14 protein-coding genes are annotated in these 18,403 nt (G+C 61.8%); 6 read left to right on the top strand and 8 right to left on the bottom strand.

Annotated features, from left to right (window positions below):
- Nucleotides 1-108 precede the first annotated feature (108 nt).
- The 3 genes from AC07Y2_RS20980 (at nt 109) to AC07Y2_RS20970 (ending at nt 2,633) form a co-directional block, all read left to right on the top strand.
- Nucleotides 109-903 (top strand): AraC family transcriptional regulator, encoded by a 795-nt coding sequence (locus AC07Y2_RS20980; RefSeq protein WP_074689660.1) that lies wholly within the window; start codon nt 109-111, stop codon nt 901-903.
- A gap of 63 nt (nt 904-966) precedes the next feature.
- On the top strand, nt 967-1,272 hold the full coding sequence (locus tag AC07Y2_RS20975; RefSeq protein WP_064379136.1) for a PsiF family protein: 306 nt from the start codon (nt 967-969) through the stop codon (nt 1,270-1,272).
- Nucleotides 1,273-1,619: 347 nt separating this feature from the next.
- Nucleotides 1,620-2,633 (top strand): AI-2E family transporter, encoded by a 1,014-nt coding sequence (locus tag AC07Y2_RS20970; protein WP_103386768.1) that lies wholly within the window; start codon nt 1,620-1,622, stop codon nt 2,631-2,633.
- 108 nt (nt 2,634-2,741) lie between these two features.
- On the opposite strand, the gene AC07Y2_RS20965 is transcribed toward AC07Y2_RS20970, so the two are convergent.
- Entirely contained in the window at nt 2,742-4,010 is a 1,269-nt protein-coding gene (locus tag AC07Y2_RS20965; protein WP_074689661.1) for an Hsp70 family protein, read from the bottom strand.
- A gap of 293 nt (nt 4,011-4,303) precedes the next feature.
- Between AC07Y2_RS20965 and AC07Y2_RS20960 the strand changes: the two genes are divergently transcribed.
- Nucleotides 4,304-5,242, top strand: a complete 939-nt coding sequence (locus tag AC07Y2_RS20960) for a DnaJ C-terminal domain-containing protein (RefSeq protein WP_039766790.1) — start codon at nt 4,304-4,306, stop codon at nt 5,240-5,242.
- A gap of 23 nt (nt 5,243-5,265) precedes the next feature.
- Complete coding sequence (locus AC07Y2_RS20955) at nt 5,266-5,571, top strand: chaperone modulator CbpM (RefSeq protein ID WP_085667737.1); 306 nt, start codon at nt 5,266-5,268, stop codon at nt 5,569-5,571.
- Between the two features lie 4 nt (nt 5,572-5,575).
- Here AC07Y2_RS20955 and AC07Y2_RS20950 read toward each other — a convergent pair whose 3' ends face one another.
- Nucleotides 5,576-6,703 (bottom strand): sensor histidine kinase, encoded by a 1,128-nt coding sequence (locus tag AC07Y2_RS20950; protein WP_085667738.1) that lies wholly within the window; start codon nt 6,701-6,703, stop codon nt 5,576-5,578.
- 178 nt (nt 6,704-6,881) lie between these two features.
- On the opposite strand from AC07Y2_RS20950, the gene AC07Y2_RS20945 reads away from it, so the two are divergent.
- Complete coding sequence (locus AC07Y2_RS20945) at nt 6,882-13,931, top strand: NEL-type E3 ubiquitin ligase domain-containing protein (RefSeq protein WP_158248866.1); 7,050 nt, start codon at nt 6,882-6,884, stop codon at nt 13,929-13,931.
- Between the two features lie 49 nt (nt 13,932-13,980).
- Here the strand turns inward: AC07Y2_RS20945 and ureC are convergent, their stop codons facing one another.
- The 6 genes from ureC to AC07Y2_RS20915 all read right to left on the bottom strand — a co-directional run bounded on the left by ureC (nt 13,981) and on the right by AC07Y2_RS20915 (nt 18,367).
- Nucleotides 13,981-15,681, bottom strand: a complete 1,701-nt coding sequence (gene ureC / locus AC07Y2_RS20940; RefSeq protein WP_103386770.1) for an urease subunit alpha — start codon at nt 15,679-15,681, stop codon at nt 13,981-13,983.
- A 122-nt stretch (nt 15,682-15,803) separates the two neighbouring features.
- The gene (locus tag AC07Y2_RS20935) at nt 15,804-16,109 is read right to left on the bottom strand and encodes an urease subunit beta (protein ID WP_103386771.1); all 306 of its coding nucleotides are present in this window, start codon (nt 16,107-16,109) and stop codon (nt 15,804-15,806) included.
- Nucleotides 16,110-16,643: a GNAT family N-acetyltransferase gene (locus AC07Y2_RS20930; RefSeq protein ID WP_039766745.1), complete on the bottom strand. Its 534-nt coding sequence runs from the start codon at nt 16,641-16,643 to the stop codon at nt 16,110-16,112.
- A gap of 5 nt (nt 16,644-16,648) precedes the next feature.
- On the bottom strand, nt 16,649-17,182 hold the full coding sequence (locus AC07Y2_RS20925) for a GNAT family N-acetyltransferase (protein WP_039766747.1): 534 nt from the start codon (nt 17,180-17,182) through the stop codon (nt 16,649-16,651).
- 9 nt (nt 17,183-17,191) lie between these two features.
- A complete protein-coding gene (gene ureA / locus AC07Y2_RS20920; RefSeq protein ID WP_039766748.1) occupies nt 17,192-17,494 on the bottom strand; it encodes an urease subunit gamma in 303 nt (100 codons plus the stop codon).
- A 33-nt stretch (nt 17,495-17,527) separates the two neighbouring features.
- Nucleotides 17,528-18,367: an urease accessory protein UreD gene (locus AC07Y2_RS20915; RefSeq protein ID WP_103386772.1), complete on the bottom strand. Its 840-nt coding sequence runs from the start codon at nt 18,365-18,367 to the stop codon at nt 17,528-17,530.
- Between the last annotated feature and the right edge of the window lie 36 nt (nt 18,368-18,403).

Raw genomic sequence — 18,403 nt, 5'->3', positions numbered from 1 at the left:
CGTATTGCATGGGAGGAGAAACCAGTACGTTGATGAACGGCGATTATCCCCTGTCTGGATGCAGGCCTATACTGCGAACCGGACAACCCGCCCCTGATTCCGGACAGCATGAACAGTAAACACATCGATCTGCTGGATTTCAGCGAACTGCCGTCGGCAGTGTATTTCCGCTATGCCGATTTCAATGCCCACGAATACGCCGCGCCGCATCGCCATCCGTGGGGCACGTTGGAATACGCGGCCCACGGCGTGCTGCATATGGATGTCGATGGCAGCCGCTTCATGTCGCCGCCGCAGTACGCGGTGTGGGTGCCGCCGCAGGTCGAGCACAGTTTCTACAGTCATCAGCCGGTCAATTATCGGGCGGTGTGCCTGGCGCCGGAGGTCTGTTCCGATTTGCCGGCGCAGGCCTGCACTCTCGCGATCAGCGACATTCTCAAGGCGATCCTCAAGGACTTTGCCGCCCGTGATGTGAAGATCCCCGCGTTCGAAGCCGACCAGCGCCTGGCCCAGGTGTTGGTGGATCAACTGCGCCAGGCCCCGGTTCATCAATGCTATTTGCCTTACGCCAGCAGCCCCGGTTTGCTGACCATTCTCGAAACCCTGCAGGCCGAGCCCGGCAACAATCAGCCGCTGGCGCACTGGGCGGCGCAGGTGCATGTCAGCGAGCGCACCCTGGCCCGGCAATTCGTGCGGGAGTTGGGGATGAGTTTCGGCGAATGGCGCCAGCGGCTGCGTTATCTCGCGGCCATCGAGGCGCTGGAGTCTGCGCGCAGCGTGCAGGAAATCGCTTTCGATCTCGGCTACAGCAGCGGCTCGGCCTTCATCGCCATGTTTGCCCGGCAGGCCGGATGTACCCCGGAGCAGTATCGGCGCAGCCATCTTGAGGCTAGGAAGGTGTAACAAGCTTTGACTACACTCCAGCAGAGGCCACCTCCATCGAGGCGGCGCCAAGGAGAAAACTCCATGAAGATGTTGCGTGTCCCTTTGTTGATGATCGGTCTGCTGCTGTGCTCCCAGGGTTTCGCCGCCACGGCGCAACAGAACAAGATGACCACCTGCAACGCCGACGCCACGGCCAAGAGCCTCAAGGGCGACGAGCGCAAAGCCTTCATGAGCACCTGCCTCAAGGCAGCCCCAGCGGCCAACGACGCCAAGGCTCTGACCCCGCAGCAGGAAAAGATGAAAACCTGTAATGCCGATGCCAAGACCAAGGCGCTGACGGGTGATGCGCGCAAGACCTTCATGAGTGATTGCCTGAAGAAAAAATAAAGCGGGTTTGAGTGGTGACTGGCAGAGGTGTCCGGCTTGGGATCCAGGCCCTCACCCTAACCCTCTCCCAGAGGGAGAGGGGACCGATTCGGGGATGGCTGGTTTTTGCGCCGACCTGAACGTGCGGCGCTGAATCCGGAATCGACCAGGTCTTTCAGGTTACGGGAGTTCTCTAAATCTACTCGGTCAGTTCCCTCTCCCTACGGGCGGTCCGACGTTTCGGGAGGGCTAGGGTGAGGGCTGGGCCGCAAGTCAGACACCAAACCCCAAACACCGCATATCCCTAGTGCTCCCCAAGGATCGCTGGCAGACTGCCAATCCTTTTACGCCGTTCGTTTTGAGGCTGTATGCCAACGTTTTCTGAGCGTCATGTTGTGTTCTGGGTCAGTTGCATCATCATTTTCGGCGGTCTGTTGCTGGTGTTGCCATTGCGTTTGCTGCCCAGTCTGCTGGCCGGGTTGCTGGTGTTCGAACTGGTCAACATGCTCACCCCGCAGCTGCAACGGCTGATCGAAGGCCGGCGTGCGCGCTGGCTGGCGGTGGCGCTGCTGGGCACGCTGGTGGTGAGTGTGCTGACGCTGATCTTCGCTGGCGCCATCAGTTTCCTGCTGCACGAGGCGGAAAACCCTGGCGCTTCCCTCGACAAATTCATGGGCGTGGTCGACCGTGCGCGGGGGCAGTTGCCGCCGTTTATCGACGCCTACCTGCCGGCCAGTGCCGCCGAGTTCCGGGTGGCCATCGGTGAATGGGCGAGCAAGCATTTGTCCGAACTGCAACTGGTGGGCAAGGACGCGGCGCACATGTTCGTGACCTTGCTGATCGGCATGGTGCTGGGCGCGATCATCGCCTTGCAGCGTGTGCCGGACGTCACCAAGCGCAAGCCGCTGGCGGCTGCTTTGTTCGACCGTCTGCACCTGCTGGTCCAGGCGTTTCGCAATATCGTGTTCGCGCAGATCAAGATTTCCCTGCTCAACACCTTCTTCACCGGGATCTTCCTGGCCGTGATCCTGCCGCTGTTCGGGATCAAGCTGCCGCTGACCAAGACCCTGATCGTGCTGACCTTCCTGCTCGGCCTGCTGCCGGTGATCGGCAACCTGATGTCGAACACGCTGATCACTATCGTCGGCCTGTCGCTGTCGATCTGGGTGGCGATTGCGGCGCTGGGTTACCTGATCTTTATCCACAAGCTCGAATACTTTCTCAACGCGCGCATCGTCGGCGGGCAGATCAGTGCCAAGTCCTGGGAGTTGCTGCTGGCGATGCTGGTGTTCGAGGCCGCGTTCGGCCTGCCGGGGGTGGTGGCGGGGCCGATTTATTACGCGTATCTGAAGAGTGAGCTGAAGCTGGGCGGGATGGTTTAAAAGCAGCTGCGAGTTTTGAGCTGCAAGCCGCAAGAAAAAGGCAAGAGCGGTGGTCGCTCTTGCCTTTGCTTTTACTTGTAGCTTGAAGCTTGCAACTTGAGGCTGGCGTTAAACGCCGTAGCGCTTCATGGCTTCAATCGCCAGACCGCTACCAATGCTGCCGAAGATGTTGCCTTCAACATGCCGCGCGTTCGGCAGCATCGCCGAGACGCTGTTGCGCAGTGCCGGGATGCCGCTGGAACCACCGGTGAAGAACACCGTATCGACCTGACCCACCGCCACATTGGCGTCGGCCAGCAACTGGGTGACGCTGGCGCGCACGCGCTCGAGCTGCGACTCGATGGCCGACTCGAACAGCGCCCGGGTCAATTCAACGCTCAGGCCCGACTCGATGCGATCCAGCGGCACATGACGGCTGTCGTTATGGGTCAGGTGGATCTTGGTTTCTTCCACTTCCATCGCCAGCCAGTGCCCGGCGCGCTGTTCGATCAGCTTGAACAGACGATCGATGCCGCCGGTGTCCTCGATGTCGTAACGCATGCTGCCCAGGGCCAGGGTCGATTTCTGCGAGTACACCGAGTTGATGGTGTGCCAGGTCGCCAGGTTCATGTGGTGGCTGGTTGGCATGAACGCGCCGCTCTTCATGCGGCTGCCGTAGCCGAACAGCGGCATCAGGCCTTGCAGACTCAACTGTTTGTCGAAGTCGGTCCCGCCGATGTGCACGCCGCCGGTGGCGAGGATGTCGTCGTGACGGTTATCCACACCGCGACGCTCGGGCGACAGGCGCACCAGCGAGAAGTCCGAGGTACCACCGCCGATGTCGACGATCAGTACCAGTTCTTCTTTTTCGATGGTCGACTCATAGTCGAACGCTGCGGCAATCGGTTCGTACTGGAACGAAACGTCCTTGAAGCCGAGCTTACGTGCCACTTCCACCAAGGTGTCCTCGGCTTCCTGATCGGCCAGCGGATCGTCGTCGACGAAGAACACCGGACGGCCCAGCACCACTTGCTCGAACTCACGACCGGCGGTCGCTTCGGCGCGGCTCTTGAGCTGGCCGATGAACAGCCCGAGCAAGTCCTTGAACGGCATCGCGGTGCCGAGGACGCTGGTGTCGTGTTTGATCAGCTTGGAACCCAGCAGGCTCTTGAGCGAGCGCATCAGCCGGCCTTCGTAGCCTTCCAGGTACTCGTGCAGCGCCAGACGGCCGTATACCGGACGGCGCTCTTCGATATTGAAAAAGACCACCGACGGCAGGGTGATCTTGTCGTCTTCCAGCGCGATCATCGTTTCCATGCCGGGGCGCAGCCAGCCGACGGTGGAGTTGGACGTGCCGAAGTCGATGCCGCAGGCACGGGCTGGAGAGGCGTCTTTCATGGTCTTTCGGTTCCGGTCAAAAAAACGGCCGCGCAGTGTATGTCAGTGCGCGACATATTCGAAGGCCGGTCATCTGCTATTTCACGACTAAGCTTGCTTGAAACTCGGCGGTTTGCCCCAAACTTGCTGGCATGGGCCGGCAGACATACCGGCGGTCGCAAGAACCGCCGTCCACTGCCGATAAACTTCTGCTGCGCCACCCGGTCACAAACTTGAGATCGGTCAACCCGGCACGCGCGAATAGGCGCATGCTGGCATCGGCGCGAAATCGATAACGGATGGTGATTCCTTCGATGGACTTCAAAGACTATTACAAGATACTCGGCGTGGAGCCGACGGCTGACGACAAGGCAATCAAGGCTGCCTATCGCAAGCTGGCGCGCAAATACCACCCCGATGTCAGCAAGGAAAAGGACGCCGAGGCCAAGTTCAAGGACGCCTCGGAAGCCTATGAAGCGCTGAAAAGCGCCGACAAGCGCGCCGAATACGACGAACTGCGTCGTTATGGCCAGCACGGTCAGCCGTTTCAGGGCCCGCCGGGCTGGCAAAGCCGTGGCGGCAGTGGCGACACCGGCGACTTCTCGGACTTCTTCAGTTCGATCTTCGGCAATCGCGGCCCCGGTTTCGGTGGCGGCGCTGGCCGGCAATCCCGCAGCGCCGGACGGCGAGGGCAAGACGTGGAACTGGAACTGCCGATCTTTCTGGAAGAGACGCTTTCGAACGAATCGAAAAAGATCAGCTTCCAGGTGCCGCAATACAACGGTTCGGGCCAGCACGTCAGCAACACCAGCAAGAGCCTGAACGTGAAGATCCCGGCCGGTGTGGCCGACGGCGAGCGCATCCGCCTCAAGGGCCAGGGCGCACCGGGCATCGGTGGCGGCGCCAATGGCGATCTGTACCTGACCATCCGTTTCGCGCCACACCCGAAATTCGACGTTGAAGGCGAAAATCTGATCATCACCTTGCCGCTCGCTCCCTGGGAGCTGGCGCTGGGCGCCGAAGTGGCCGTGCCGACCCTGACCGGCAAGATCAACCTCAAGGTCCCGGCCGGCAGCCAGAACGGCCAACGCATGCGTGCCAAGGGCCACGGTCTGCAGAACAAGGCGGGCGAGCGCGGTTATCTGTTCGTCCAGCTAAAGGCCGTGATGCCCAAAGCCAACGGCGATGACGTCAAGGCGCTGTGGCAGGAACTGGCGAAGAAGGCCGCCTTCAACCCGCGCGAGAACTTCTGATACTGACGACGGAGTAGCCCATCATGAGCAGCCCCCTGATCGTTCAACTGGACATGGCAGAATTCTGTGAGGCGGCCGACCTGTCGGACGTCTACGTGATCGAAATCGTCGAACACGGCATCCTCGAACCTCAGGGCACCCAGCCCAGGGAATGGCGCTTCACCGACTACGAACTGACCCTGGCCAAACGCGCCGCCAAGCTGCGGCGCGACCTGGAGCTGGAATGGGAAGGCGTCGCCCTGGCGCTGGACCTGCTGGAAGAAGTGCAGGAGTTGCGATCCGAGAACCGCATGCTCCGTCAGCGTCTGGCGCGGCTGGTGGTCGAGTAGCGTTTCAAACCTGTCTGGGCAGCGTCACGCTGAACAGCGTTCCGTCGGCTTCGCTTGAACTGACTTCGATCGCCCCGCCGTGGGCGGTCACCACTTCCTTGATGATGAACAAGCCCAGACCGAGGCTGGTCGACGGCTGGCCGAGTTCTTCGTCGGCACTGCGCACCAATGGATCGAAAATCGTGCCGATGGCTTCTGCGGGAATGGGGTTGCCGCAGTTGTGCACGGTCAGCAGCACGTGCCTGGCTTCTCCCTTCAACGTCACGATCACTTCGCGCGGATCAGACCCATGCTGCAAGGCATTGCCGATCAGATTCTGCAGCAGTTGATCGATCCGTCCGGCGTCCCAGTTGCCACGGGTGTCACCCTCGGTTTTCAGTGTCGGATCACTTTCCGGATTGCCGGCGCAGGCTTCGGCGATGGCCGCGCGGGCCGCGTCGGCCAGGTCCATCGGCGCCGGTTCGATCGGCAGGCTCTTGCCCAGGCGGCTGCGCACCAGTTCCAGCAGGTCGCTGACCATCGCCGCCATGTGCCGCGAACCCTGCTTGATGTTGAGGGCGCACTGAAGGGCATCGTCCTGTAACGCGGTCTTGCGCATCAGCAGTTCGATCGACATGGTCACCGCTTGCAAAGGCGCGCGCAGGTCATGGCCGAGTATCGCGAGAAAAATGTCCCGGGAATGATCGACCTGCTCGGCGTAGGCAGCCGTCGATTCGGCCAGGGCTTCATCAATGGCTTCGTTGAAACGGATCATGTCCTGGAAGTACGCCATGTCCGGCGATTCCAGACTGTCGACCCAGAGGCGGATCACACAGGCGCGCAAATGGCGGAACTCGGACGTCATCTGCACCAGGTCGAAGCCCACTGTGTGGCGCAACTCACCGTGGCTGGCACCGGCCTCGTCCAGGCTCGGGGTCTTCTCCGGGCCTTCGCCCTTGGCTTTGGCGATCTGCTCGCTGGCGGTCTGTGCGGTGTCCATGTCGCGGGCGGCGGCCAGCAGAATCTCTCTGGCATGATCGCGCAGCGCTGCCCTGTCCATGGTCTCGGCTGCCGGGGTGATGGTCCTGGCGAACTGTTCCCACTCCTCGACGATGCGATCTGCATGTTGCCGGATAAATTCGGATAAACGCATGTCCGGGTTCCTGGAAATTCAAGGCGGGGCGTTCGAATATTAGTCTCTTTGCGCGGGAATGAAAGCGCCGCTCGGGCTTGTAATTTCCGCTGACAAGACGCTGTGTTGCGAGATTTATGTACCGCAGTCGCAAATTGTCGTCATGGTCTGCTTTTGCTCCATTTCAAGGAGCGAAACCATGTCCGAATTGCCTGTCGCCCCACCTTCGCCGGACCCCGCAGCAACGCCGCGGGTGCCGGTCGTGACGCAAAGCCTGCACGCTGATTTTCTTGAGCAGTCCAGCCCTCAGTGGTTGATCAATGCATCGCCAAACCAGCGCGAGGCCCTGAAAAATGCCGATTCCGCCACGCCGGACTGGTATCGACGCGCATCCCGCGATCAACGCAAGGCTGTAGGAGATGCCGTAACCGCCAGCCTTGCCGCCCAGACATCCCTGGATAAGGCCATGTCGACCTTCCAGGACATCGACAGTTTCGCCGCGCCGCTGCTCACCAAGGCCCTCAAGGACCGGTTCAACGTGACGCTGGACGTCAACAAGACCTGGCTGGTGCTGAACAAACCGGTGGAGGTGGGGATTTTTGCCATCGACATCGGCTTCTTCGAAGTCTTGAAACTGCCTTTGCTGCAAGCGGCGCTGCACAACTTCGAAGACCGTGAATGTAAAAGGGGCGCCTTCCATGAAACGTCGGGATTTCGCCGTGAAACCTCGACACCCGGCACGCTTGCGCCATTGAGCACACCGCTGACGGTCGAGCAGTTCACTAGTCTGTGCCGTTGCCTGGACATCGGTGCGAAGTATCAGGCTTACCTCAAGGATTTCCTGCACCCCCGGGACGCGGTCGCCGAACAGGAGCTGCGCGACAAATTCATCGACGCGCATAAAAGCGCTTTGCATGCGGCGGCCGAACTGGCGTTGGTCAAAGGTGATATCGGACACGAGGACTACGCTTCGATTCGTTCGATCCTGAACGGTGAACTGGCGCCGCGCCAGGGCCATCGGCAGATCTGGTTTCGCGATCTGGGCCTGATGGGCCGCCGCATGACCGGCTGCGTGATGTTCACGATCTGCGAGAAATATCGTTCCAGTGACGACTCGATCCTGTACATCCCGGGCGATCCCTACCATCCGCTCAAACGCTACAAGGGGCGGGAAATCGCAGCGATGTTCAAGCAGCGGTTCACCGCATCCGACGCCACTCAGGCTCATCCTGCAGAACCCAATAGCTACCAACGGTTTTTCAGCCAGTTCGTCGCGTATGCCGACCGACCGCACTACTTTGGCCAATTCACCGACGACACACCGGACCGTACGCTCACACAAAGGGTGGCGCCCTACGGATCGCTGCTCAACGAACTGCTCAAGGCGCTCAACCCGATCAACGCGGCGCTGACCGGAGTTCGCGAATTACCGCCCGCACCGCCGGTCGCACAGGTGCCGAACACCGATCCCTATCTGAACCCGGTTGCCCTTCCCCGCAAGGGAGGCGGGCTCTGGCCGGACAATATCGACCTGTGGCGTTACCAGTTCGAGCAGCATCGCGACCGTTTGCTCGCCGATGCCCGCAGCCACGCGGTGCCTACGGCGGATGTCGACGCAAGGGTGCGTTCGGAAAAACTCGCCGCGTTGTTGAACATCGGCATGCTGGTGCTGATGGGCGTCTCGATGTTCGTGCCGGTGCTGGGTGAAGTGATGATGGTGGTGATGGCCGCGCAACTGCTCGAAGAAACCCTTGAATGCGCCAACGAGTGGAGTGAAGGTGATCGCAAGGCCGCCAAGGCCCATCTGATCGATGTCGCGCAAAACATTGCGTTGATTGCCTTGATGGCGGGTGCCGGGAAAGGCCTCGCTCGGCTGACTGCCGCCAGATCGACACCGGTCATCGAGAACCTGCACCAGGTGGAAATGCCCGACGGTACGACCCGCTTGTGGAAGCCTGGTCTGAATGGCTACGAAAGTCCGGTCGCACTGCAAACGAATGTTGCACCGAATGCGCTGGGGCAGTACGCGGCGGGAGAAAAAAACTACATCCGCCTCGACGGCAAAACCTATCAGCAGACTTACGATGAGTCGTGCAAAGCCTGGCGCATTCAGCATCCGGACGATTCGCAAGCCTATCAGCCGCTCCTGACGCACAACGGCGCCGGCGCCTGGCGACATACCCTGGAGCGCCCGCAGGACTGGGACCGGCTGACGCTGTTGCGGCGCATTGGCCACAGCACTGACATGTTTGCTGACGAGCAATTACTGGCGATGGCCGATGTCGCCGGTATCAGCGACAACGCGTTGCGCAAGATGCACCTGGACAACGCCTTGCCGCCGCCGGAACTGGCGCACGCCATGCAATTGTTCAACGCCGAGCGCGATGCCGGATTGATTGTCGAACAGGCCACAGGGAAGCAGGCGGTGGACAGTCGATTCATGCACCTGTTGCCGCTGCTTCCCGACATGCCCCGCTGGCCATTCGGGCGCCAGCTGCAGATCTACGACAGTTCTGATCTCTCGGGGCGTGCCATCCGTTACGGGACGCAGCGCGGCGGCAAGGCGCCGATCCGGGTCAGCCGGGCCGAAGTGCTGAACGGTGCGTTGCCGACCCGAATACTCGCGACACTGGACGAGGCGGAGACGGTTCGTCTGTTGGGTGGCGAGCCCGCGCGCGTTCGGGCAGCAAGGGCGAAGGAGTTGTCCATTCAGATTGCCGATTTTGCCAGCGCGCAACAGCCCGCGCTGTTCGACCGTCTTCTCAAGGGGATCGAGCCTGTCGATTCCCGGGCGGCAAAGCTGCAACGAGTGATTCCGGGGCTGAGCGATCGTGCGGCGATGGCCGCGGTGGGCCACGCCAATGCCGCAGAACTGGTACGTCTGGACAGCGCAGCGCCGGTTCCGTTGCACGTGCAGGAGCTCGGTCGCTGGTATGGCCAGGCAGAGCGCCTGAACCGGGGACTGGCCGGGTTGCGCAGTGAAACCATGGCCTCGCCTGACAGCCGCCATCTGGCCTTGCAGACGCTGGGCCGCTTGCCAGGCTGGTCCGATGACCTGCGTCTGGAAATACGTGAAGGCAGTATCAACGGTCCGATGCTGGATGCCATCGGCAGCGAAACGGCCAGCACACGCAAGTATCTGGTCAAGTACGCAGATGCCTGGCAGGCGGCCAATGAGCGTGGCGAACCGCTCAACAGTATTCCCCATCGGGGCGACAACTTTTACGCCTCGCTGATGCACGCCTTGCCCGATCAGGCGCGTCATGCATTGGGGCTGCCGAATGTCGGGCAGAGCGTCGATCTGCAAGCTGCGATCATCGAACGGGCGTTCACCGAGCGCAGTGAATCGGCCCGGATTCTGCGTGCACGCAGCGCCGAACAACCATGGTTCAAGCCGCCGCAACGCATTGCTTCCAAACTGCTTGGCTATCCCGCCAGCGGTGATGGGCCAGGGCCCAGTCCGGCGTTGACGGCTCATGTCCAGAGCGTCTACCCGCAGTTGACCGACGTGCAGGCTCGCGGCTTCATTCTTGAACAATGGCGTCTGGGCAAGAGCGATCAGCAGATCTTTCATTTGCTCAACAACCGGTTGAGCGAGTGGCGAGAGCTGGAAACAACCCTTGAGCAATGGCTGACGTCGCAGAACCTGCGTCTGCGCACGACCCCTGACGAGTTCGTCAGCGTGGTGCAGAACATCAAGGAGTGCTGGCGAAATGCGCCGTTGGCCGAACATGATCCGCTGGCGGCTCGCCTGACGTTGATCGGTGAAGTGCCGCTGCCGTCATTGACCGCAGACTTTACGCATGTCAGAGAGCTGACGCTGCACGCGCCGGTGGTCAGCGATACGCTTTCGGCGTTTCCCAATGTTGAGAAACTGTCCCTGACCTCGAGCATTGCGGAGTTCGACAAAGTGCTCGCGACGTTGAAGACGCTGCGCCAGATGACCCGCCTGAAACTCTCCACACCGATTACCGGACAGGTGGCGTCGCGACTTCGGGAGCTGACCCGGCTTGAAGAGCTGGAGCTGCGCTGTACCTCCGGGGGCATGAGCCCGGTGGTGCCCATGACCCTCGACGTCGGCGGCATGCGCCAATTGCGCAGGCTCGAACTCGGAAGTCCGCAAATGCACCAATGGCCGAGAGGAGTTCTGGAGTTGCCTCGACTGGAGCGCCTGAACCTGCGATCGACCGCGATCGAAACCCTGCCAATGGAGATCTATGAAGGCCATCAACGATTGTTGTCCGGGCTGTCACTGGACTGGTCGAAGTTCCCGCGCCGGGTGTTCAAGCCGATCTACGAATTCGTTCGGAGTCAGCCTCGGCACCTCATCGATCTGGACGAAATGGTCGCAGACTATTGTCGCGGTGAGCTCAAGCGTTTTGTCGGCATGGAAAGGAGTCTTCTGGATGTCTTGAATACGGGGTTCAAGGCGCAATGGACGGATGTCGGCAGCCGGTTCGCCGCGATCGAAACCTTGAGCGAGCAGTTCAGTGAACTCGACCGGCTTGAGGAGTGGATCGGTTCCGATCCAACGGCTTCCAATGGTGGTGCTGCACGCGCGGAGGTGGCCGAGGCGCTGAAAGCCAGTTGGCGCAGCGGGTTGTTCCAGCGCTACGGCGCGCGCACCGAAAGCGTGTTCTACAACTTGTATGTCAGCCTGCCCAATGACGCCACGGTGCTGGATATTCCAGGCTCGCCGCTGGACAGCCTGCCGACGCTCTCGGCTGACGGGTTCAACCATGTCAGAAGTCTGCAGCTGCCCGGATTGCAGGCCCCGGTCGAGCAGTTGCGCCGTTTCATTCGGACCTTTCGCGGGGTCGATACCCTCGATCTGAGCCATTGTGGCCTGGCGGAACTGCCGATCGATTCAAGCGATCTGCCGGCACTCGAAACCCTGAACCTGCATGGCAACCCGCTGAGCAGTATTGACGTGCGCGGTATGAATCGCCTGAAGGCCCTGGACCTGAGTGCAACGGCCCTGCGCGAATGGCCGGTGGGGGCGGAGTTGCTGCCGGACCTGACCTGGCTGGATCTCAGCGACAGCCGGTTGACCTCGTTGCCGCAGGTGTTGCTGGGGCGTGATGACTTGTTGCTCGATACCAGCCTCGCCGGGACCCCGCTGAATGCGCAGGCCGAAGTGGCGCTGGCAACCGCGCGTCAGCGTATCGAAGACGCCAGAGGCCTGTTGCCGGGGTCGTTGCAACGCTTTGCACTGGAGGAGCCGCGCCATCGTACGCCGCCCGCCGAAAGTGGCTCGGTGATCGCCCGGCGGTTGCTGCCGCTTGCGCCGAGTCCGGCAGACGTGGGGCCCGGCGGGTGGGGCTCGCGCATCCAGCGCCTGTGCCCGTCGTTCGAAGAGGCGCAGACACAGCAGACGATTGAGCGAATGCGGGGCGCAGGGCTGACCGAGGTGCAGATCGGTGCACGCATCAATGCATGGGAGCAGGCATTCGAGGCGCTGACGCGGCGGCTGAACGATTGGCTGTTCACCCATGAAACCCGAGGCATGGATTGGGTCGTGTCGTCGCGCACCCGCCAGCTCGCCGCCCGGCGCATCATGGAATGCTGGCGTGAAAGTACCGTCGACTGGAATGGCGTGTCTGACCGAGAACTCAACCTTGACGGTCTGCAGGTCGGCGACCTGCCCGCACTGGACCAAACATTCGCGGCGGTGGGCACCCTGAACCTCTCGGGAGTCAAGCTCACCACCAATGGCTCCAATGCTTTCCTTCGGGCCTTCACACAATTGCGCAGGCTCAATCTGAGCGGCAATCACTTGCCGGCTATCCCTGAGCCTGTCGGGCACATGCTGCAACTGGAACGACTGGAACTGTCGCTCACCGGTCTCGTGGATTCCGAAGCGCTGGATCAAACGCTCGAGGGCCTGCCGCAACTGCGGTGGCTGGATCTCAGCCATAACGGCCTGCGTACCCTGCGCGTTGACCGTCTGCAGCGACTGGAACGGCTGGACCTGCGTGACAACCTGCTGACTGTGTGGCCGGAGGGGCTGCTGCGAGCCCCGCGTTTGCAGGCGGTCGACTTGAGCAGCAATGAAATAACCTCGATTCCGTCCGGGTTGTATGACGGCACCCATGCTGCACTGATTGCCGGCAGCAATCTGTCGGATAACTTCGAAATCTCGCAGCAAAGCCTGATCCGTCTGCGTGAATACGCCGATGCCCATGGACGTGACGATGTGCTGGGTCTGACGTATGCCGAGATCGATCGAATGATCGATGACATGGACAGCACCACCGAGAGTGAGGGTGAAGACACGGGAAGCGAAAGTGATCTGGAACCGGATGAAGTGGTGCCGACACTCGCCGAAAGTGTCCTCGAACTGCAAGCGACGCCGTGGATTGAAAACCTTCCGCAAGAGGATGCCGTACGCTGTCGGGCCATGTGGCAGCGGCTGGCAGCGGAGCCTGATAACGGAGCGTTCTTCCATCTGCTTTCACGGATGCCGGACACCGAGGAGTTCCGGGTGTTTCGCGCTGATCTGACACGCCGGGTGTGGGAGGTTGTCGAGGCGGCCAATAACAGTCAGGAACTGCGCGATACGCTGTTTTCCATGGCCACCACACACACGACCTGCGTCGATGGACGCACCCTGGCGTTCAGTGAAATCGAAGTCAAGGTGTTCGAGTACAACGCCTTGCGCTACCTGCCTCCGGGCCTGGCGGTCAAGGGGCGTGCCTTGCTCGACCTGTCGCGTCAGCTGTTCCGCCTGGGCGAGGTGGAAAAGCTGGCCGCGCGCAGCATGGGCCGTGATGCGGATCCTGCGGAAGTGCGCTTGCAGTATCGGATCGGCCTGACCTCCGGCTGGCAGGATGGCCTGCAATTGCCGGGGCAACCTGGCCATATGCGCTTCGCCCGACCGCTCAGAGGGGAGGAGCTGGCGACCGCGCGTGATGCGGTCGTGAAGGCGGAAAGAGGCGAGCGTTTCTATGAAGAACTGATCAGCCGCGATTACTGGGTGCAGTACTTGAACGAGAAGTACCCGGACGAACTCGGCGCGCTCAAGCGCAGCGCAGATGAAAAGCTGCAACGCCTTGAGGATCAATATGACGACGTGACCAGCACGGCTTACCAGGAGGCGGTACAGATGCTTGAAGTTGAACGCAGCATTGAGCGCAATCAGCAACTGATTGCCCTGTCGCGCCTGGAAACCGGCGAGCCGGTGGTGGTCGCGCTCGACGACGAGCAGCCAGGCCCTTCGCGTTATTTGATGGACACCTCAATCCGCTGAGGCACTGCCAGCCCCCGTCGTCGAACGCTTCGACGACCGGGGCTTTGTCTCAGAACAGAAAGTAACGCTGCGCCATCGGCAGGGTTTCCGCCGGTTCACACCAGAGCAACACGCCGTCGGCCTTGACCTGATAGGTCTGCGGGTCGACGTCGATGTTGGGCAGGTAATCGTTGTGGATCAGGTCGGTTTTCTGCACGTCGCGGCAACCTTTGACCACCGCGATTTTCTTCTTCAGGCCCAACGCTTCGGGCAATCCGGATTCCTGCGCCGCCTGGCTGATGAAGGTCAGGCTGGTGGCGTGCAACGAGCCACCGTAACTGGCAAACATCGGGCGGTAGTGCACCGGCTGCGGGGTCGGGATCGAGGCGTTGGCGTCACCCATCAGGCTCGCGGCGATGGCGCCGCCCTTGAGGATCAACGTTGGCTTCACGCCGAAAAATGCCGGACGCCAGAGCACCAGATCGGCCCATTTGCCGACTTCCACCGAACCCACTTCATGGCTGATGCCATGGGTGATTGCCGGGTTGATCGTGTACTTGGCGATGTAGCGTTTGGCGCGGAAGTTGTCGTTGCCTTCGCCGTCCTGAGGCAGCGGGCCGCGCTGCTTTTTCATCTTGTCGGCGGTCTGCCAGGTGCGCGTGATGACTTCGCCGACGCGGCCCATGGCCTGGCTGTCGGAGCTGATCATCGAGAACGCGCCGAGGTCATGCAGGATGTCTTCGGCGGCAATGGTTTCGCGGCGGATGCGACTCTCGGCGAACGCCACGTCTTCGGCAATGCTCGGGTCGAGGTGGTGGCAGACCATCAGCATGTCGAGGTGTTCGTCGATGGTGTTGCGGGTGAACGGCCGGGTCGGGTTGGTCGAGCTCGGCAGCACGTTGGCGAAACCGCAGGCTTTGATGATGTCCGGCGCATGGCCGCCACCGGCACCTTCGGTGTGGTAAGTGTGGATGGTGCGACCCTTGAACGCGCCGAGGGTGGTTTCGACGAAACCGGACTCGTTGAGGGTGTCAGTGTGGATCGCCACCTGCACGTCGTACTGGTCGGCGACGCTCAGGCAGTTGTCGATGCTCGCCGGGGTGGTGCCCCAGTCTTCATGCAGCTTGAGGCCGATGGCGCCGGCCTTGACCTGTTCGATCAGAGGCTCCGGCAGGCTGGCGTTGCCCTTGCCGGTGAGGCCGATGTTCATCGGGAACGCATCCGCTGCCTGAAGCATTCGCGCCAGGTGCCACGGCCCCGAAGTGCAGGTCGTGGCATTGGTGCCGGTGGCAGGTCCCGTGCCGCCGCCGATCATGGTGGTGACGCCGCTCATCAGCGCTTCTTCGATCTGCTGCGGGCAGATGAAGTGGATGTGGGTGTCGATGCCGCCGGCCGTGAGGATCATGCCTTCGCCGGCAATCACTTCGCTGCTGGCGCCGATGGCGATGGTCACGCCGGGCTGCACGTCCGGGTTGCCGGCCTTGCCGATGGCAGCGATGCGTCCGTCCTTGAGGCCGACGTCAGCCTTGACGATGCCCCAGTGGTCGATGATCAGCGCGTTGGTAATGACGGTGTCGACCACTTCGGCCGCCAGCAACTGGCTCTGGCCCTGGCCGTCGCGGATCACTTTGCCGCCGCCGAATTTCACTTCTTCGCCGTAGGTGGTGAAGTCCTGTTCGACCTCGATCCACAGCTCGGTGTCGGCCAGGCGCACCTTGTCGCCGACGGTGGGGCCGAACATGTCGGCGTAGGCTTGACGGCTTAGTTTCATTTCCTCGTTCCTCGGAACTGAGCTGCAAGCTTCAAGCTGCGAGCTTCAAGTAAAAGCAAAAGTGTGAGCGCCACGAAACTGCCTTTTACTTGCAGCTCGCGGCTTGCAGCTCTGAGCTGCTTTCAGAGGTCACCCATGACCCGCCCGGCAAACCCGAACACCCGCCGGTGCCCGGCGTAATCCACCAGCTCTACCTCGCGGCTCTGGCCCGGCTCGAAGCGCACCGCGGTGCCCGCGGGAATGTTCAGGCGCATGCCACGGCTGGCGGCGCGGTCGAAGGTCAGGGCGTCGTTGGTCTCGAAAAAATGGTAGTGCGAGCCGACCTGGATCGGCCGGTCGCCGCTGTTCGCCACCTTCAGGGTGACGGTGCGACGACCGACGTTGAGTTCGATATCGCCGGGCTGGATTTTGTACTCGCCGGGAATCATTCAGTTCGCTCCTTGCAGGACTTTGTAATAGAGGGCCGTCGGGCGATAGGTGCCGTTCGGGTCGCAGGCGTAATCGGGAATTTCCCCGGCGCGGGTGTAGCCCAGAGCCTTGTAGAAATCTTCGGCGGGGGAGCCGGCCTCGGTATCGAGGTAAAGCATGCCGCGCTTGTACTGACGCGCGGTCTGTTCCAGCGCTTGCATCAACTGCTGGCCGAGGCCGCGCCGCCGGGCGTGTTCACGCACCAGCAGTTTCTGCACCTCGGCACGGTTCAGGCCGTTGGCTTTCTGGCACAGGCTCAACTGGACGCTGGCCTGCACCTGTTCGTCCTTGACCACCACCCACAGCAACACGTTGCCCTTGTTCAGGTTGTCCTGCACATCGTCGAAATAGGCGCGGGCCTGCGTGGCATCAAGGTCGGCCATGAAGCCGACGCTGGCGCCATACCCCACGGCGTCGAGCAGCAGGTCGATCAGGCCCTGACGATAGTGCGCAAAACTTTCAGCGTTGACGCGTCGCAGTTGGGCGGGGTTCATCGGTGTCACTCCTTGTTGGCGGTCGGCGGCTCCGCGCCAGGATTGAGGGTCAGTTGCATGAAGGTCAGATCGAGCCAGCGGCCGAACTTGGTACCGACTTGCGGCATCTGCCCGGTGGTGATGAAACCGGCGCGCTCGTGCAGGCGGATCGACGCGGCGTTGCCGCTTTCGATGGCGGCGACCATGACGTGCTTGTCGCAGGTTTTCGCGCGTTCGATCAGCGCGGTCATCAGTTGCGGGCCGAGGCCGTTGCCGCGCTGGTCGCTGCGCACGTAGACCGAGTGCTCGACGGTGTGGCGGAAACCATCGAACGGCCGCCAGTCACCGAACGAAGCGTAGCCGAGGGTGGTGTTGTCGGCGTCGACGATCACCAGTATCGGATAACCCTGAGCCTGACGGGCGCTGAACCAGGCCTGACGGTTGCCGAGGTCGACGGCGGACTCATTCCAGATCGCCGTGGTGTTGAGCACGGCGTCGTTGTAGATGTCGCGGATCGCCGGCAGGTCGGCGTGCAGGGCATCGCGGATGGTGTAGGTCATGGCACGGCCTCAGACGATCGGTTGGTGGACGGTGACCAGTTTGGTGCCGTCGGGAAACGTCGCCTCGACCTGGATCTCCGGGATCATTTCCGGGATGCCTTCCATCACCTGATCGCGGGTCAGCAGGGTGGTGCCGTAGTGCATCAGCTCGGCCACGGTCTGGCCGTCACGGGCGCCTTCGAGCAGCGCCGCCGAGATGTAGGCCATGGCTTCCGGGTAGTTGAGCTTCACGCCACGGGCCAGTCGCCGCTCGGCAACGAGGCCGGCAGTGAAGATCAGCAGCTTGTCTTTTTCGCGTGGGGTCAGGTCCATCGTTTGAAATCCATTGTCGGCAGTTGAAGAAAATCAGGTGTTCCAGATTCGGGGGGGCAGGGCTTCGCGGCCGAGCAGCGCAGGTCTGAGCAATCGCCACAGATCAATCATCCAGGCCCGCGCCAGCAACGCTTCGCTGGCCAGGCAACGGGCGACCAAAAGACCGGGCAACTGCGTCAGATCTCCGCGCACGTCGTGGCCCAGCGAGCGGCAGCGCTCCAGCAGTTCGGCATCGATTTCGCCGGTGACCAGCAACGTCGCAAACACCGGATTGCCATCCAGCCCGATCGGCGAATCGAGCAAGCCGTCATCGCCGACGATGCGCTGGCGCTCATGCCACAACAACCGGCCATCACGGCGAATATCCAGATGTGCCTGGAAATGCCCGAGGTCGAAACGCTCGCCACTGGCCGGCCGCCCGAGGGCTACCACGTCCCAGTAGAACAGCCGCGCATCGCCTTCAAGCTCAATCGAGGTCGAGAGTTCCGCCTGGGCGGCGCTGTAGACGATGGTCTCCTGAGGTAGCCATTCCAGTGTCGCGCCATCGGCGACATGCAGGTTCAGCGACTGATAAGCGGGCCCCGCCGCGCGATACCACTTGGCCGCGCCGGGGCTGGTGATCTGTGCCCAGGCGCCCTGTTCGACGCGGGCGCTGATGTCCAGTCGGTCACCGCCGGCAATCCCGCCCGGCGGGTGGACGATGATGTGCTGGCAGACCTCGGGCCCTTCGGCGTACAGATGTTTTTGCACCCGCAACGGGCCGAGGTGCCGGCGGCGGGTCGGCCGCGTGCAATCGCCGAAGCGGGCGTAGGCCAGCTCAAGCTCGGCGTGCCAGCTCGGGGTAAACAGGGCAGTCGCAACAGGTAAGTTCATGTTTTCTGATTATCGTTAGGACGCTACAGATTAGAC

The sequence above is a fragment of the Pseudomonas sp. GW456-12-1-14-TSB6 genome (assembly GCF_059424205.1).
This window is presented reverse-complemented; position numbering and strand designations above follow the sequence as displayed.

Excerpts from the sequence above, each read along its gene's own strand:
- ureA (WP_039766748.1), bottom strand. The coding sequence starts at position 17,494 with ATGGACCTGACCCCACGCGAAAAAGACAAGCTGCTGATCTTCACTGCC.
- ureC (WP_103386770.1), bottom strand. The coding sequence starts at position 15,681 with ATGAAACTAAGCCGTCAAGCCTACGCCGACATGTTCGGCCCCACCGTC.
- AC07Y2_RS20975 (WP_064379136.1), top strand. The coding sequence starts at position 967 with ATGAAGATGTTGCGTGTCCCTTTGTTGATGATCGGTCTGCTGCTGTGC.
- AC07Y2_RS20965 (WP_074689661.1), bottom strand. The coding sequence starts at position 4,010 with ATGAAAGACGCCTCTCCAGCCCGTGCCTGCGGCATCGACTTCGGCACG.
- AC07Y2_RS20945 (WP_158248866.1), top strand. The coding sequence starts at position 6,882 with ATGTCCGAATTGCCTGTCGCCCCACCTTCGCCGGACCCCGCAGCAACG.
- AC07Y2_RS20930 (WP_039766745.1), bottom strand. The coding sequence starts at position 16,643 with ATGAACCCCGCCCAACTGCGACGCGTCAACGCTGAAAGTTTTGCGCAC.
- AC07Y2_RS20970 (WP_103386768.1), top strand. The coding sequence starts at position 1,620 with ATGCCAACGTTTTCTGAGCGTCATGTTGTGTTCTGGGTCAGTTGCATC.
- AC07Y2_RS20980 (WP_074689660.1), top strand. The coding sequence starts at position 109 with ATGAACAGTAAACACATCGATCTGCTGGATTTCAGCGAACTGCCGTCG.
- AC07Y2_RS20960 (WP_039766790.1), top strand. The coding sequence starts at position 4,304 with ATGGACTTCAAAGACTATTACAAGATACTCGGCGTGGAGCCGACGGCT.
- AC07Y2_RS20915 (WP_103386772.1), bottom strand. The coding sequence starts at position 18,367 with ATGAACTTACCTGTTGCGACTGCCCTGTTTACCCCGAGCTGGCACGCC.
- AC07Y2_RS20935 (WP_103386771.1), bottom strand. The coding sequence starts at position 16,109 with ATGATTCCCGGCGAGTACAAAATCCAGCCCGGCGATATCGAACTCAAC.
- AC07Y2_RS20950 (WP_085667738.1), bottom strand. The coding sequence starts at position 6,703 with ATGCGTTTATCCGAATTTATCCGGCAACATGCAGATCGCATCGTCGAG.
- AC07Y2_RS20955 (WP_085667737.1), top strand. The coding sequence starts at position 5,266 with ATGAGCAGCCCCCTGATCGTTCAACTGGACATGGCAGAATTCTGTGAG.
- AC07Y2_RS20925 (WP_039766747.1), bottom strand. The coding sequence starts at position 17,182 with ATGACCTACACCATCCGCGATGCCCTGCACGCCGACCTGCCGGCGATC.